At 63.2% G+C, this 14,065-nt stretch carries 16 protein-coding genes, 1 tRNA gene and 1 pseudogene; 7 read left to right on the forward strand and 11 right to left on the reverse strand.

What is annotated here, in order from left to right; translation table 11 throughout:
- Nucleotides 1-36: 36 nt before the first annotated feature.
- The 3 genes from YUU_RS0109275 to YUU_RS0109290 all read right to left on the reverse strand — a co-directional run bounded on the left by YUU_RS0109275 (nt 37) and on the right by YUU_RS0109290 (nt 1,298).
- On the reverse strand, nt 37-381 hold the full coding sequence (locus YUU_RS0109275; protein WP_027522111.1) for a hypothetical protein: 345 nt from the start codon (nt 379-381) through the stop codon (nt 37-39).
- A gap of 336 nt (nt 382-717) precedes the next feature.
- Nucleotides 718-1,089, reverse strand: a complete 372-nt coding sequence (locus YUU_RS50520; RefSeq protein WP_035661858.1) for a DUF2958 domain-containing protein — start codon at nt 1,087-1,089, stop codon at nt 718-720.
- Nucleotides 1,089-1,298: a hypothetical protein gene (locus tag YUU_RS0109290; protein WP_027522112.1), complete on the reverse strand. Its 210-nt coding sequence runs from the start codon at nt 1,296-1,298 to the stop codon at nt 1,089-1,091. Before YUU_RS0109290 ends, YUU_RS50520 begins: the two co-directional genes overlap by 1 nt.
- 425 nt (nt 1,299-1,723) lie before the next feature.
- On the opposite strand from YUU_RS0109290, the pseudogene YUU_RS50525 reads away from it, so the two are divergent.
- Nucleotides 1,724-2,326, forward strand: a pseudogene (locus YUU_RS50525) (IS5 family transposase); the annotation flags it as partial.
- A 478-nt stretch (nt 2,327-2,804) separates the two neighbouring features.
- Here the strand turns inward: YUU_RS50525 and YUU_RS0109300 are convergent.
- The gene (locus YUU_RS0109300; RefSeq protein ID WP_027522113.1) at nt 2,805-4,175 is read right to left on the reverse strand and encodes a site-specific integrase; all 1,371 of its coding nucleotides are present in this window, start codon (nt 4,173-4,175) and stop codon (nt 2,805-2,807) included.
- A gap of 212 nt (nt 4,176-4,387) precedes the next feature.
- Nucleotides 4,388-4,472: transfer RNA gene (locus tag YUU_RS0109305), tRNA-Leu, on the reverse strand.
- Nucleotides 4,473-4,626: 154 nt separating this feature from the next.
- On the opposite strand from YUU_RS0109305, the gene YUU_RS0109310 reads away from it, so the two are divergent.
- Nucleotides 4,627-5,166 (forward strand): disulfide bond formation protein B, encoded by a 540-nt coding sequence (locus tag YUU_RS0109310; protein ID WP_027522114.1) that lies wholly within the window; start codon nt 4,627-4,629, stop codon nt 5,164-5,166.
- Between the two features lie 44 nt (nt 5,167-5,210).
- On the opposite strand, the gene YUU_RS0109315 is transcribed toward YUU_RS0109310, so the two are convergent.
- Nucleotides 5,211-6,296, reverse strand: a complete 1,086-nt coding sequence (locus YUU_RS0109315) for an AbrB family transcriptional regulator (RefSeq protein ID WP_027522115.1) — start codon at nt 6,294-6,296, stop codon at nt 5,211-5,213.
- Between the two features lie 88 nt (nt 6,297-6,384).
- Complete coding sequence (locus YUU_RS0109320; protein ID WP_027522116.1) at nt 6,385-6,654, reverse strand: PsiF family protein; 270 nt, start codon at nt 6,652-6,654, stop codon at nt 6,385-6,387.
- Nucleotides 6,655-6,851: 197 nt separating this feature from the next.
- Between YUU_RS0109320 and YUU_RS0109325 the strand changes: the two genes are divergently transcribed.
- Nucleotides 6,852-7,346, forward strand: a complete 495-nt coding sequence (locus YUU_RS0109325; RefSeq protein WP_027522117.1) for a hypothetical protein — start codon at nt 6,852-6,854, stop codon at nt 7,344-7,346.
- Between the two features lie 42 nt (nt 7,347-7,388).
- Here YUU_RS0109325 and YUU_RS0109330 read toward each other — a convergent pair whose 3' ends face one another.
- Nucleotides 7,389-7,943 carry a TetR/AcrR family transcriptional regulator gene (locus tag YUU_RS0109330; protein ID WP_027522118.1) on the reverse strand — a complete coding sequence of 185 codons (555 nt, stop codon included), beginning with the start codon at nt 7,941-7,943 and terminating at the stop codon, nt 7,389-7,391.
- 98 nt (nt 7,944-8,041) lie between these two features.
- Between YUU_RS0109330 and YUU_RS0109335 the strand changes: the two genes are divergently transcribed.
- From YUU_RS0109335 to YUU_RS0109345, 3 genes are all read left to right on the forward strand, one after another.
- Nucleotides 8,042-8,467, forward strand: coding sequence for a thioesterase family protein (locus YUU_RS0109335; RefSeq protein WP_027522119.1), 426 nt, complete (start codon nt 8,042-8,044; stop codon nt 8,465-8,467).
- Nucleotides 8,468-8,469: 2 nt separating this feature from the next.
- Nucleotides 8,470-8,937, forward strand: a complete 468-nt coding sequence (locus tag YUU_RS0109340; RefSeq protein ID WP_027522120.1) for a PaaI family thioesterase — start codon at nt 8,470-8,472, stop codon at nt 8,935-8,937.
- Between the two features lie 134 nt (nt 8,938-9,071).
- Nucleotides 9,072-9,734 carry a DsbA family protein gene (locus YUU_RS0109345; protein WP_027522121.1) on the forward strand — a complete coding sequence of 221 codons (663 nt, stop codon included), beginning with the start codon at nt 9,072-9,074 and terminating at the stop codon, nt 9,732-9,734.
- 75 nt (nt 9,735-9,809) lie between these two features.
- Here YUU_RS0109345 and YUU_RS0109350 read toward each other — a convergent pair whose 3' ends face one another.
- The 3 genes from YUU_RS0109350 to YUU_RS0109360 all read right to left on the reverse strand — a co-directional run bounded on the left by YUU_RS0109350 (nt 9,810) and on the right by YUU_RS0109360 (nt 12,172).
- Nucleotides 9,810-10,010: a hypothetical protein gene (locus YUU_RS0109350; RefSeq protein ID WP_027522122.1), complete on the reverse strand. Its 201-nt coding sequence runs from the start codon at nt 10,008-10,010 to the stop codon at nt 9,810-9,812.
- An 82-nt stretch (nt 10,011-10,092) separates the two neighbouring features.
- On the reverse strand, nt 10,093-11,163 hold the full coding sequence (locus YUU_RS0109355; protein WP_027522123.1) for a phospholipase: 1,071 nt from the start codon (nt 11,161-11,163) through the stop codon (nt 10,093-10,095).
- Between the two features lie 37 nt (nt 11,164-11,200).
- Nucleotides 11,201-12,172 carry a S1C family serine protease gene (locus YUU_RS0109360; protein WP_027522124.1) on the reverse strand — a complete coding sequence of 324 codons (972 nt, stop codon included), beginning with the start codon at nt 12,170-12,172 and terminating at the stop codon, nt 11,201-11,203.
- A gap of 269 nt (nt 12,173-12,441) precedes the next feature.
- Here YUU_RS0109360 and YUU_RS0109365 point away from each other — a divergent pair, with 269 nt between their 5' ends.
- On the forward strand, nt 12,442-13,860 hold the full coding sequence (locus YUU_RS0109365) for a M20 family metallopeptidase (RefSeq protein WP_027522125.1): 1,419 nt from the start codon (nt 12,442-12,444) through the stop codon (nt 13,858-13,860).
- Nucleotides 13,861-14,065 lie beyond the last annotated feature (205 nt).

Raw genomic sequence — 14,065 nt, forward strand, 5'->3', positions numbered from 1 at the left:
CAGCCGGTAATGACGTCACCGGCTGGCTGGAACTGTTCAGAATTCTTCGGTCATCATGCCAACATCGACCAGAACTTCTTCGAGCTCACTTTTGACCGCAAGAATGTCGGCACGTTCAATGAGGGCAAGTTCGACGATGCAGAGTGGGAAACTCCGCATATCAATATGAGTGACAGCGCCGCTGTGCATCAACCTGAGCGCAGTCCAAAGGGTGCCGTAGATTGTTCGGGCGTATCGGCCACTGCCATCGTGACAGATGAACGCACGAACGCGCCCTGCTGACGGGTCAAAGCAAATGAGCTCGTCATGATGACCGAGCCACCATTTCGTTGTTGGGGGGAATCCGCGCTGGAAGGTAAATACATTGAGCTTGGCGAGCATGGGGTTTCTCCTTGTTCTGATTGGAGGCCGCGACGATGGGCCTCGATGCGGTCGAAGACGGCCGGCGCGGGCGCGCGTCCACTGCCTTCGCAGGGACCCGGAACGACAGAAAATTTGATCCGCCTGCGGGCAATTTTCTGTCGTTCGGGGTGGAAGGCGGTTGACGCATAGGCGCCGCGACCGGACGTATCACCGCATTATCGAGGTCCACGGTTGTGGCCTAGACGTGCAAGGTGAAGCCCCATGCCCGCCAAGCTCAATGGCCTAACTTGTCAATGTTGAACGCCCTTTGGCAGCGGCAAGAAGGAGGTGCCCGTATGAGCACCTCCTTCATTCCTAGGTCCGCCGGACAGCTCCGCGAATATGCTGTGCGCACTCGGCCGCCTTGATATAAATTGAGATCGGACCTTCGGCCTTGAAGTGGAGATCGCGCTCGATCCCGAGACCCAACGGACCGCGGAATTCAGCCAGCTCGGTCAGGCTGACTGTGCCGAACTCGGGAAAGCCCATGCCGAGATCGCACAGGCCCCAGGCCACGGTCTCATCCGACGGGTCAATCTCGGTGAGCAGCCAGGTGGCCGCACCACACGGATTGAAGAGCTTGACGACCGGCTCGAAGTCGATCTCGTTGGGCGTTCCCTTAACGGCCGCCTGACGGCGGCCGTTGTCGAGAAGCTTCGCGCGTTGAGCGGAAGTTAGGAGCTTCATTACGCCTCTCCTTCCGGCTTGCCCGCGGCTTTGTCGTCCTTCGGCTCCAGTAGAACGATACGCCCACCGAGCGGCAGGGCGTCGAGGTCGATCGTCAGACCCTGGCCCTTCTCGTGCGGGAACGCAGCGCCGATCCGGCGGAAGAAGTCTTGTTTGCCCTCGCGTTGCTTGACGCTGTAGGCGATCAGTGTTGGTTGCTTGTTGCTCACGATGTATTCTTTTCGGCTTTGAGACCGCCGGGATGGCAATCTCGATGCCGTTCGAGAACCGATGCGATTGAGCGAAGCGGTCAAAAGCGCGCAGCGCCTTGCCGTAATGGGAGGCAGGCCGTAGGCAGGCACCGTTCGGTTTTGACGGCTGCGCGCGCGTCGGTAGAACGGGCATCATGAGAGATTGACCTTGGCGGCTTTCACGGCCGGAAGGATGAAGGAGGGAATGGGCAACGCCAGCACGTGCCAATGCGTTGAGCAGGCGGCCGGACATCTTCGGCTATCGGCGTGGGGTGGACCCGTGCCACATGCGCCGGGCGATTTCATGCTCTTCGGCGCCGGACACGTCGAGGTACACCGCCGTACTGCGGAGCGACGCGTGGCCAAGCCAGCGCTGAAGGAGGGTCAAGGGCACTTTTGCCCGGATCCGGACGATCGTGAACGAGGCGCTGGCGGTCGCGCTCTATTCGCCGATTGGGCGGCCGTCGATCCCACCGGAGAAGCTGCTGTGGGCAATGCTGTTGGAGGCGTTTTATTCGATCCGCTCCGAGCGGCTTCTGATGGAGCGGTTGGAATATGACCTGTTGTTTCGCTGGTTCGTGGGAATCGGCGTCGACGACACGGCCTGGAACCATTCGGTGTTCTCGAAGAACCGCGACCGGCTGCTGGAAGGCGACATCGCAGCCAAGTTCCTGGCGGCGGTGTTGGCGCAGCCCAAGGTGAAGAAGCTTCTGTCGAGCGATCACTTCTCGGTCGATGGCACACTGATCGAGGCCTGGGCCTCGAAGAAGAGCGTCAAGCCCAAGGATGGCTCGGGCGAGCCGCCGGCGCAAGGCGGCGGGCGCAATGCCGAGGCGGACTTCCACGGCGAGAAACGCTCGAACGACACCCATGCTTCGACTACCGACCCCGATGCAAGGCTCTACCGCAAGGGTAAAGGCAAGGAGACGAAGCTGTGCTTCATCGGGCATGGGCTGATGAAGAACCGCCACGGGCTGCTGGTCGATGCCTGCTTGAAAGTTGCCGACCTCAGCAACCGCAGTCACGGTAACGATGAAGGCGACGCCGCGCATGACCTGCACGGCCTCAACAAATGGCGTCATCGACCATCGCAGCGCCAGCTCTTCTGCGCCTCCAGGATTTTAACCTGTTCCATGGTTCTCTTACGCGCGGATGGGTCGCTAGCTAATGAACGGTGGCTCACTGGCCTCGCCAATTAGTCTAGTTTCCCATCGGAAACAGGCCCCCCAGTGGACCTCCGCGACCAATGCCAAGCGCTCACGCCACTGTACTCAGCACAAACAGCGGTTCGTCGTGTCGGCGATTGCGTATGATTCCCTCCCTGGGCTCCAACGCTTCTCGACACTTTGTCCGCCTGATGGTCACTTCAGACTAGCGGATAACCGCGATTGCTTTCGCAAAGGTTTGGCGGCGATTCCAACGCTGTCCACATGAGCTTGCCACGGATTGAATTTGGCAACATTAGCCAGCCTGATGATAGTTGACTCAAGCCTGCGCGACTCCCTTTATCGGCATTACCTTCTTGGGATTGAGCCAGTGGTCGATCCGATCAGCCCAATGCTGCATCAGCTTCGTGCGCGAGCCGACCAGCGCGAGAGGTCCGTGCTTCTTGTAGAGACCTTCCACAGTCGAATTATCGAGATGCGCGAGCTGCAGCTCGACGACATCGCCATCCCATGCCTTGGCGTCCCTGATCTCTTCGTGGTGAGACAGGGTCGAGAAGGTGGTCCGGAATCCGTGGGCACAATGATCAGTCTTGGTGTCAATGCCAAGCAGCCGCAGGCGCTTGTTGAGCGTGTTGTTCGATAGCGGCGCGTCCTTCGAGCAGGAAAACGCGTACCGGCGATGGCCGGTCAGCTTCTGAACGCTGCGCAGGATCGCGAGTGCCTGCCGTGACAAAGGTACGACATGGTCCCAGCCGGTCTTCATCTTGGCGGCTGGAATAGTCCAGCGTTCGGCATCCCAATCGACCTCGCTCCACTCCATTTCATTGACCATGCCGGGGCGGGGAATGGTTAGCGCATCGAAGCGCAAGGCAAGGCCAACAACGTCGCCAAACCTCGCTCTCGTCCACGGTGCACTGATGAGCTTGAAGATGCGCGTCACATCACGTGGTTCGGTGACGCCGGGGCGCGGCGTCGAAATGTTGGCAATCATCTGTCCCTTCAGGTTGCGAAATGGATTGTGGCCGTCGCCTTCCACATCGGCATAGTCGCAGATTTGCTCACCGATGCTGCGCACGCGGTCGCGCGTTTCCAACTTTCCCTCGACTTCGTATGAACGCATGAAAGCGAGCACGTCTGGACGCTTGATGTCTTGCCTACACAACTTGCCGAAGCGAGCCTTGACGTAGCCGACGCGCAGCTCGAGCACCTCGATCGTCTTGGGGTCGCGCACCGCGACAATTCTGCCGCGTTTGACTTTCTCCACCTTCTTCTTCGCGAGCCACTCGTCGGCCCATTGCCCGAAGGACCGGGCGGCCGACTGCCTATGCTTGTCGAGCTGCTTTTCGGTGCTTGGGTCTTTGCCTTCCTTGAGCAGGTCTTTGGCTTTGTCACGTTCGCGACGCGCGTCGGCGAGTGAGAACGTGCCGCCCTTGCCGTTGCCGTAAGGGCCGATGGAGTACGTTTTCTGCCGACCATGGAAGCGGTAGCCCATTCGCCAGAGCTTGGAGGCAGCGTTGCCGGGATTGTTCTCGTCCGGCGTGACGAAGAGATAGAGACCACCACCGGTCGCGTCGGAAATCTTGGCGGGACTCCACGCGCCTTTGTCGAATTTGGGTCGGGCGGCTCGACAGTCGACGTCGGTCTTGATCTGTTTCGGGGTGGCGCTCGTGCCATCGTTCTTGCCGGCCATCTGCTCATTCCCTTCGTTCGGAAATAGCGAAAGTCACCGTGAACGTTTGTTCTCCCGATACCAACAAAAATACCAACAAATCGGGCGGCTGGGATCGGATGAGAACAAACGGTGACGAACACCGATGTACGCGGAAATGCCTGTTTTTCAAGGGTTTCCGAGCACTGCGCGGACGGTTGCGGACGCTTTAGAACTGGCTTGAACAGCCTAGTTGGTGCCCCTGGCCGGAATCGAACCAGCACTCCTTGCGGAACTCGATTTTGAGTCGAGCGCGTCTACCAGTTCCGCCACAGGGGCCCTCGGTCGGCCCGTGGCTGGGCGTCGCGAAGCCGGCGGACTATAGCCATGGAAAAGACGGGGTCAACCCGCGCCAAAGTGATCCCGCGTGTTCTCGACAGGGGCTTCGACGGAGGCTAGAGGCTAGGTCGATTCCAGACGCCCAGAGGCTGCCGTGACGACGAAAAGTGCTGCAATACCAGCGTTCAGCTCGGCTGCCGCAAGTCCCGCGCTGACGGCTTCGGCGGCCGTCACCCTGATTGCGGCCGCTACCATCGCGGGCGCCTGGTTCTTCCAGCTCGTGCTGGAGATCCTGCCCTGCCCGCTGTGCCTGGAGCAGCGCTACGCCTACTATCTGGCGATCCCGCTCGGCGCGCTCACGGCGCTTGCCGCAAGAGGCGGCGCGCCGCGGCCGCTGCTCCTGGCCGGGCTCGCCGTGCTTGCGTTGGCGACACTGGCCAATGCCGGCCTCGGCACCTACCACGCCGGCGTGGAATGGGGATTTTGGCAGGGCCCGACCGATTGCTCCGGTCCCGTTGTCAACCTCGGCTCGGCCTCCGATCTGCTGTCGCGGCTCGACACGGTGAAGGTGATCCGCTGCGATGAGGTGCAGTGGCGTTTCCTCGGCCTCTCGCTGGCCGGCTACAACGTGCTCATCTCGCTTGCGATGGCGGCGATCGCGGCGTGGGGATTTGTCAAAACCGCGAAAAGCTAATCCCTCATGGTTCGAGACGTGCGCCTCAGGATGAGGATTGGCAGCTAATCATCCACGTCGTCCTGCGTGCGTCCGAACAGATGCACGATGCCCGGGGTTGCGATGGTCACGAACACGAAGCGTGACAGATGATGCGCGCCGACGAAGATCGGGTCGATGTGCAGAGTCAGCGCCAGCGCCAGCATCGCGTCCATCGCACCCGGCGCGAACGCGACGATGACGTCGGAAAATTTCACGTGGGTCGTCAGCGCCACGATCGCGACGAAGATACCGGAGACCGCGATCGCGATCGCGAACGAGCCGAGCGCCGCGTTGATGTGACCGGCAAGGGTCTTGATCTTCATCCGCGCAAAACGGCTGCCGATCAGCGCGCCGATGCCGACCAGCGCCACGCCGCGTACCCAGTTCGGCAGGCCGCCTTCGACCCAACCCGCCCCGTGCAGCACGCTGGAGGCGATCATCGCACCGAACATCCAGCTCGCGGGAAATTTCGCGAGCCGCAACAAAAGCGATAGCGCGAGCGACGCGACGACGAGGATCAGGAGCTCGAACGGCGAGGCGATCGTGGTCGTGAGCGACGGCGCTGCCGCAGGCGCGACACCGCCGATCGCCAGCACCATCGGCAGTGCCGCGGTGAGGATGATCACGCGCATGGTCTGCACCACCGCGATCCCCGGCAGATCGGCGCCGCGTTCGACCGCCAGGATCGTGATCTGCGACAGCGCGCCTGGGCTTCCGGCGAGAAAAGCCGAGGTGCGGTCCCAGCCATGGATGCGTTGCAGGTAGTAGCTCGAGCCGAACGTCGAGCAGAAGGTCGCCAGCGCGAGCAGCCCGATCGTCAGCGGATAGGCGCTGACCTGCTGAATCAGATGACGTGAAACGACGGACCCCAGGGAGATGCCGAGCAGCACCAGCACGGTCTGCGTCAGGATCGGCGGTACCGCGAGCGGGCGGCCGGCGATCGCGGCGATCCCGACCGCGATCATGGCGCCGGATATCAATCCCCCCGGCAGGTTCGCGAACTGGAAGACCAGTCCGCCGACCGCGCCGATGACGAGCGTCTCGACCGCGCTTCTGATCTTGGCGCGGGACGGCGGCTCAATGGGCAGGGAGGCGGTGATCTGTTCCACACCGCCTTATGGCAAATCGGAAAGACGCGCACAATTGCGGCCATGTCATGCCGCAATGCGCGCGCTTCCAGGGGCGAATGTGACGGAATTACTTCGCGGCGGGGGCGGCGGTGCCGGCCTTCGCTTCCTTCATGCACTCGGAGCGGAATTTCTTGCGCTCCTTGCCGTGCAGGCCCTTCGCATCCGCCTGCTTGGAACATTCGAGCGATTCGGCCGAGTGCTGCTTCGGTGCCTTCTTGTCGGTCGTGGTGGCTGCAGTATCGCTCTTTGCGGCGGGCGCCGCGGTCTGCGCGAAGGCGGTGCCGGTGGCGAACAGGGAGGCGAGGGCGACGACGGCGAGGCGCGAGGCGAGGGTCATGTGTTGCACTCTTGGTTGCAAATTGAGAAGGCGGAGAACGTCGGCCCGCATTGCTGAACGCCACATGAATGGAGGGCGCACGGCGATCACTTAATTTTGGCCGCGAAAAGCATCGCTTCCTTGTCCAGTGCCGCCGACACGCTAGGATAGTGATCCCAATTTGCTTCCCCCGGGGCAGATCTAAGGAGGAGACGAGGATGACCAATCAGGCAAAATTGTTCTGCGCAATTGCGGCATCGAGCGTTGCGGCGTTGCTCGCGACCGCGCCGGCCCAGGCGCTGACCACGCAGGAATGCAGCGCCAAGTATCAGGCGGCCAAGAAGGACGGCACGCTTGGTAGCATGAAGTGGAATGATTTCCGGAAAGCCCAGTGCGGTGCGGATGCAAGCCCCGCCGCAGCTCCCGCTGCCGCCGCACCGGCGGCCCCGGCAGTAACTCCCGAGCCTAAGCAGGCGAAGAAGGAAGCTGCTCCGCCCGCAACTGCGGCGCCGGCTGCCACTGGCCCCGCGATCTTCCCGAACGCGGTCGATCCGAAATACAGCAAGGAGACCGCCGGCAAGGCCCGCATGCATACGTGCGTCGACCAGTACAACGCCAACAAGGCGACCAACGGCAATGGCGGCCTGAAGTGGATCCAGAAAGGCGGTGGCTATTACAGCGAATGCACCAAGCGCCTGAAGGGCGCAGCCTAAGCTTTGAAGTAAGATGAGCGGCCGGGGCTATCCTCCGGCCGCTCAGTCGTTCGCCAGCAGCTTCTCGGCCGACTTTGCAATCATCTGTGCCCGCTTGCGCGGGCCACGCTCGACGAAGAGCATGCTCTGGCCGAACACGAAGCAGTAGAACAGGAAGGCCTGCGCATCGGCCTCATCGGCCCCGCGGCCCGCCTTGCGATAGAGTTCCGCGACATGTTTGAGGCGCGCCGCGTCGACGCTCGCCACCGCTGATGCCGCAGTCTCGTCGGCTCTCGCCCATTGCCGGATCGCAAGCTCGATCGCCATCGCGGCCGGGTTCATGCGTTCGGAATAAAGCTGGATCACCGCCTTCAGCCGCTCGCGCGGGCTTTGTCCGCCGAGGCTCGTCTGCTGCGCGATCGCTTCCGTGCGCCCCTCGCGCCAGCGTTCCAGCATTGCGCCAAGCAGCGCGGCGCGGTCGGCGAAGCGGCGGTAGAAGCCGCCTTTGGTGACGCCGAGATTTTTCGCGAGCACCTCGACCCGCACGCCCTCGACCCCAGTGCGGGCAAGCTCCGCGAAGGCCGCCTCGACCCAGACATCGCCTTTGGCATCACTCATGAATTCGCCTCTCACCGAGGTTTGATACGGTGCCGTATTGCTAACCCGCCATGGCCCTGATACGCTACCGTATCAAAAATCAAAAGGCGGGAACGGCGATGCAGGAGGCGACCTATCGCGGCACGGTCTATCCGTGGCAATGCGACCATGTCGGCCACATGAACATCATGTGGTATGTCGGCAAGTTCGACGAGGCCAACTGGAATCTGTTCGCGCGCCTCGGGTTGACGCCGAGCTATCTGCGCACCTCCGGCCGCGGCATGGCCGCAGTGCAGCAGAACATCACCTACAAGCGCGAGCTGCTCGCCGGCGACATCATCGAGGTCCGCAGCATCCTGCTCGAGGTCCGCGAGAAATTGATCCGCTTCCGGCACGACATGACCAACGCCGAGACCGGCGAGATATCAGCAACCTGCGAGATCACCGGCGTGCACATGGACCGCGAGGCCCGCAAGTCGACGCCATTCGACGCCGTGATCCGCGAGACCGCGATGCGGCATCTCGCCGAGCCGGTCATGGCGTGACGATGGCCACTTTCGAGCCGAAGAATCCAGATTTTCGCGCGGCCGCAGCCCGCCTGTTCAACGGGCAGCCGGCGATGCGCACCCTCGGCATCTCGCTCGCGCGCCTTGCGCCGGGCGAGGCGGAGCTGGCGATGGATTATGCGGCCGGCTTCACCCAGCAGAACGGCTTTGTCCATGCCGGCATCATCACCGCAGGCCTCGACAATGCCTGCGGCGTGGCCGCCTTCACGCTGATGCCGCGCGAGGCCGACATCCTCACCGTCGAGTTCAAGACGAACCTGCTCGCGCCGGCGCGGGGCAAGGGCTTCATCTTCAGGGCGGAGGTGGTCAAGCCGGGCCGCACGCTCACCTTCTGCGAGGCCAAGGCCTTCGCGCGGCAGGACGGTGGGACGACGCTGGTTGCGACCATGGCTGCCACGCTGATGGCGCTGGTCCGCCGGGACGCCGCGCAGGCCGGCTCTCCCGCCTGAGCCAGAAGCGGGCGGGATAGCCTGCATTCGGTTTTTTCGGCTGTCATTGCCAGCGGGGCATTCTATATGCTGGTCCGTAACGTTTCTGCGCCTCTGGCCGTAGGAGTACCGACGGGCCGAATTGGGACGGGTTTATGACTGGACTTAAAGATAAACGGACGCGTCGCGAGGCGCTTGCGCTGATCGGAGCCGCCGCGGTGCTCGCAGGCGGTCTCCGGGTTGGCCGCGCCGCGACGGCCGATGACGATACGATCCTGACTGAAGCCGCCGTGCTGCGCGATCCCGACGTGCCCGTGATCGGCAACCGCGACGGTGACATCACCATCGTCGAATGGTCGGACTATCAATGTCCCTACTGCCGCCGCGTCGAGCCGGAGCTGCGCCAGATCGTCCAGGACGACGGCAAGGTCCGGCTGGTGCTGAAGGACTGGCCGATCCTCGGACCCGTCTCGGTGACTGCGGCGCGGCTGGCGCTCGCGGCCAAATTCCAGGACAAGTACAACCAGGCGCATGATGCGATGATGGGCGTGAACTCTCGCCTGACCGAGCCGCGCATCAACGAGCTGCTGGCGGGCGCCGGGGTCGACATGGATCGCCTCAAGCGTGATCTCACCGGCCGCGCCAAGGACATCGACGCGATCCTGAAACGCAACCGCGATCAGGCCGTGGCCTTCGGCTTCAACGGCACGCCGTCCTTCATCGTCGGCAAATTCCGCGTGCCCGGCGTGCTCACCATGGCCGAGTTCGAGCAGGTGATCGCGGACGCGCGCAAGGCCAAGGCGGGCAAAGGCGACTGAGCGCCGCGCAGCAAGACAAGGGCGCCGTCGCGGATGGCGACGGCGCCCTGTCGATGGCTTGCTGAGTGCAAGCCGTTACTTCGACGAAATTCTCACCCAGTCCTTGTGCGCGCGATCAACGAGCGCGTCCCAATCGGCCTTCGCGACGTCCCAGTTGACGATGGTGCGACTGGTCGCGGCGACCTCGCTGTTGGCAGACGTCTGCATCGAATCGTGAATGTAGACGCCGATGCCGAGCAGCAGCGCGCCCAGGATCATTCCAAACAAAACTCTCATAGCGAACCTCCGGTGACCGGCAATAACGTTCAGTGCCTAACAAGAGTTCCCCGTCAGTGCGGCGAGGATAAGGACGACCTGTTCACCCGCCATTCAGCCATTGCAGCAGCTCCGCGTTGATCTCGCGCGGATAGCAATGGCTGAGATCGTCGATCTCGCGATAGGTGACGTCTGCGCCGGCGGCTGACAGGGCAGACTGGGTTTGCCGCGCGACCTGGACTGGAAACATCCAGTCGAGCTTGCCGTGAGTGATGAAAGTCGGCAGGCCCTGCAGGCGCGCGGCGTCCGCCATCTCCGCCATCAGCGGATGGAAGGTCGCCGAGACCGGCGCGAGATGCGTGAAGGGCGAGGCGGCCTCGAGGCCGCTGACATAGCAGAACGTGCCGCCGTCACTCATGCCGGTCAAAAGCAGGCGCGATGGATCGACATTCCACAGGCTGCGGACGGTTTCGAGGATGCGCGCGAGATTCGGCGTATCGGCGTCGTCGCCCATCAGCGCCCAGGTCGGCCCCGTCGCGGTCGGCGCGATCAGGATCGCACCGATGCTGCGCGCATCGCGCAGCCAGCTCCACAGGAAGCCGCGGCCATTGCCGCTGCCGCCATGCAGCGCCATCACCAGCGGCCAGGACCGCTCGGGCGTGTAATATTCCGGCACGTAGAGCGAGTAGCCGCCGCGGCTGCCGGGTTCGTTGTTACGATGGAAGATGCCGGTCTGCCCGGTGGGAGCCGCGGCCAGCCGGCCCAGGAGATTCTCGTCCGCGCGCATCTCGGCGTTGAGAAAGAAGCTGCTCACCGGCGGAAATTTTTGAGCAAGCGGATAGAGCGCTTCCTGCGCACGCGGCACGTGCCGCAGCGCGCGGAAGACGGCGACGAGATCACCATTGCCGGTTTGAACCGTCCGCAGGCCAACGAATGCGCCGAGCGTTTCCTCGCATGCGCGATCAAGCGAGCTTCGCATGTCGGCAAAGGCGTCTGGCCATTCGGAAAGCTGCGACCGCGCGGCCTGCAACGTCTCGTCCGGCGTGCCGATCGCAGACATGACGGAGTCGAAGGCTGGCGGGTGCAAATGCCGCGCGACGAAGCCGAGCGCGTTCAACGCATCGAGCAGCGGCGGCAGCACGGCCACGATGTCATCGACCACGGCCTCGCTCATCGGCTCGCGTTCCTGTCCGGCTTTGGCGCAGCCTTAATCAGTGCAGCCTCGGTGCCTTCAACAGCTTCATGCGGTCGGTCGAGGTCACCGTCACGTCGAAGGTGACGCCTTCGTGGTGCACCGTCAGCGGCACATCGACGCCCGCCGTGCCGAGCGACCACAGTTTGCGATAGAAGCCCGTCTGGCTGGTCACCTTCTCGCCATCGACGGCCAGGATGACGTCGCCGGTCTTGAGCTCGGCGCGCGCCGCTGGCCCGTTCGAGGAGATGCCGATGATCACCACGCGGCGATCGATCTCGGTCGAAAACAACCCGAGCCACGGCCGTGCCGGCTTGTTGACGCGGCCGAATTTACGCAAATCGTCCAGGATCGGCGTGAGCAGATCGATCGGCACGACCATGTTGACGTGCTCGGCCTTGCCATCGCGTTCGCGCTCGAGTTGCAGCGAGCCGATCCCGATCAGCTCGCCGCGATCGTTGAACAGCCCCGTGCCACCCCAGTTCGGATGGGCAGGATAGGTGAAGATCGCTTCATCCAGGAGATATTCCCAGTAGCCGGCGAATTCCTGTTTGGCCACGATCTGGCTCGCGACCGATCGCGTGCGCCCGCCGGCACCGCCGACCACGACGCGGTCGCCGGTTCTGGTCGCGGCCGACGAGCCGAGCGGAACTGGCGCGAGGTCGAGCTTGCCGAGCGCCTGCACCAGGCCGAAGCCGGTGACCTGGTCGAAACCCAGCACATGGCCTTCCATCACGCGTCCGTCGCCGAGATGCAGCCATACGGCTTCCGCCTCGGTAATGAGGTAGCCGATGGTCAGCACCAGTCCGTCATCGATCACGATGCCATTGCCGGCGCGCTCGGTGCCGAGCGTCTCGGCGCTGAAGGCATCCGCCGGGATGATGGAATGCAGGCCGACGACGGAGGAGAGCACACGGTCGAGATCGAATCCGTAGTCACCGGCACGCGGCTGATGTGCCGGCGGCACTCTCCATTCGGTCAGAGCGGGCATGGAGTTCTCTCCTTGCGAGTCTCTTGGCCTGGGCGTTCCAGCATTTGCGGCAACGAGCAAGGCGCGAAGTACGGTCAATGTAAGCCTCGAAGGGCTGTCTTGAAAGACCGTCGGAACAGACGGCCAACGCGAATTGATGAAATTGGTGTCACAACTCGCGTGCCGCTTCGGCCGCATGGCAGGTGTCCCGGCCGGTGCTAGGCGGGCTGGAGCGAAGCTGCTAACCATTGCCGCTTCTCGTTTTGACCAAGGGATCACGGACCGAAAGCATGGACAACCGCAGCGATATCTGGCGTGGCATTGATACGATCAAGGCGCGTTTCATCGACTTGAGCGACAAGGTCTGGGGAACGCCGGAGGTGTGCTACACCGAGGCGCGCTCCGCCGCCGAGCATCTTGCCGAGCTGCGGCATCAGGGCTTCCGCATCACCGAGAATGTCGCTGATATTCCGACCGCGCTGATAGGCGAGTGGGGCGAGGGCGGTCCGGTCATCGCTTTCATGGGCGAATATGACGCGTTGCCGGGTCTCAGCCAGGAGGCGGGCGTCGCGGAGCACCGTCCGGTCGAGACCGGCGGCCATGGTCACGGTTGCGGTCACAATCTGCTCGGCTCTGCCGCGCTGCTAGCGGCGACGGCGGTGAAGGACTGGCTCGCCGAGCACAAGGTACCCGGCCGCGTGCGTTATTACGGCTGCCCGGCAGAAGAAGGCGGCGCGGCCAAGGCCTTCATGGTGCGCTCCGGCGCGTTCGAGGACGCCGACATCGCGATCACCTGGCATCCGCACAGCTTCTGGGAAGTGGCGGTGACGCCGTCGCTCGCCAACACGCGTGCCGATTTCATCTTCACCGGCCGCACCTCGCATGCGGCGGCTTCGCCGCATCTGGGTCGCTCCGCACTCGACGCGGTCGAATTGATGAACGTCGGCGTCAACTACATGCGCGAGCACATGCCGAGCGACGCGCGCGTTCATTATGCGCTGCTCGACACCGGCGGCATCGCGCCGAACGTGGTGCAGGCCCATGCCCGCGTGCGCTACTCCATTCGCGCCCGGGATCTGCCCGGCATGAATGAACTCGTCGAGCGCGTGAGCAAGATCGCGCAGGGCGCTGCCCTGATGACCGAGACCAAGGTGGAGATGAAGATCATTTCCGCCGTCTCCAACATCCTGCCCAATGCGCCGCTGGAGCAGGCGCTGCACCGGGTCATGGAAGAGCTCGGACCGCCGCATTTCGACGATGCCGACAAGAATTTCGCCGGCCAGATTCGCGCAACGCTGAGCGACAAGGATATCGCGTCGGTCTATTACGCGATCGGCATGGAGCCGACGGAGCGGCCGCTCGCCGACTTCCTGGTGCCGCTCGATGCCAAGCGCAATCCGCTGGTCGGCTCGACCGACGTCGGTGACGTAAGCTGGGTGGTGCCGACGGTGCAGGTCCATGCACCGACGGTTGCAATCGGCACGCCGTTCCACACCTGGCAGGTGGTGGCGCAGGGCAAGAGCCCGCACGCCCACAAGGCGATGGTGCAGGCCGCCAAGGCGATGGCCGGTCTCGGCATCAAGGCGCTGACGGAGCCCGAGCTGATCAAGGAAGCGAAAGCGGACCTGAAGAAGCGCACGGCAAAGACACCTTATGTCTGTCCGCTGCCTGATCATGTTGCGCCACCGCTGGATATGTCCGTGGCGTAGAATTCTGTCTCGTTACTTCGTCTGATCTGCCGAACAAATTTTCCGCAGTGCAACGTTGATAAGCGGGCGTTTTGCTGCCGAATTGCCGAACGGTTGGGCGGCGGAACAGAGTTTTGCCCAAGAGACAGCCAGAAGACCGTTTGCATACACACGGTCGCAGTTGACGTACGCCCCATTCGGTGTGCCATCTACCGCCAGCAAACCC

This window comes from Bradyrhizobium sp. Ec3.3, assembly GCF_000472925.1.
GTDB lineage: Bacteria > Pseudomonadota > Alphaproteobacteria > Rhizobiales > Xanthobacteraceae > Bradyrhizobium.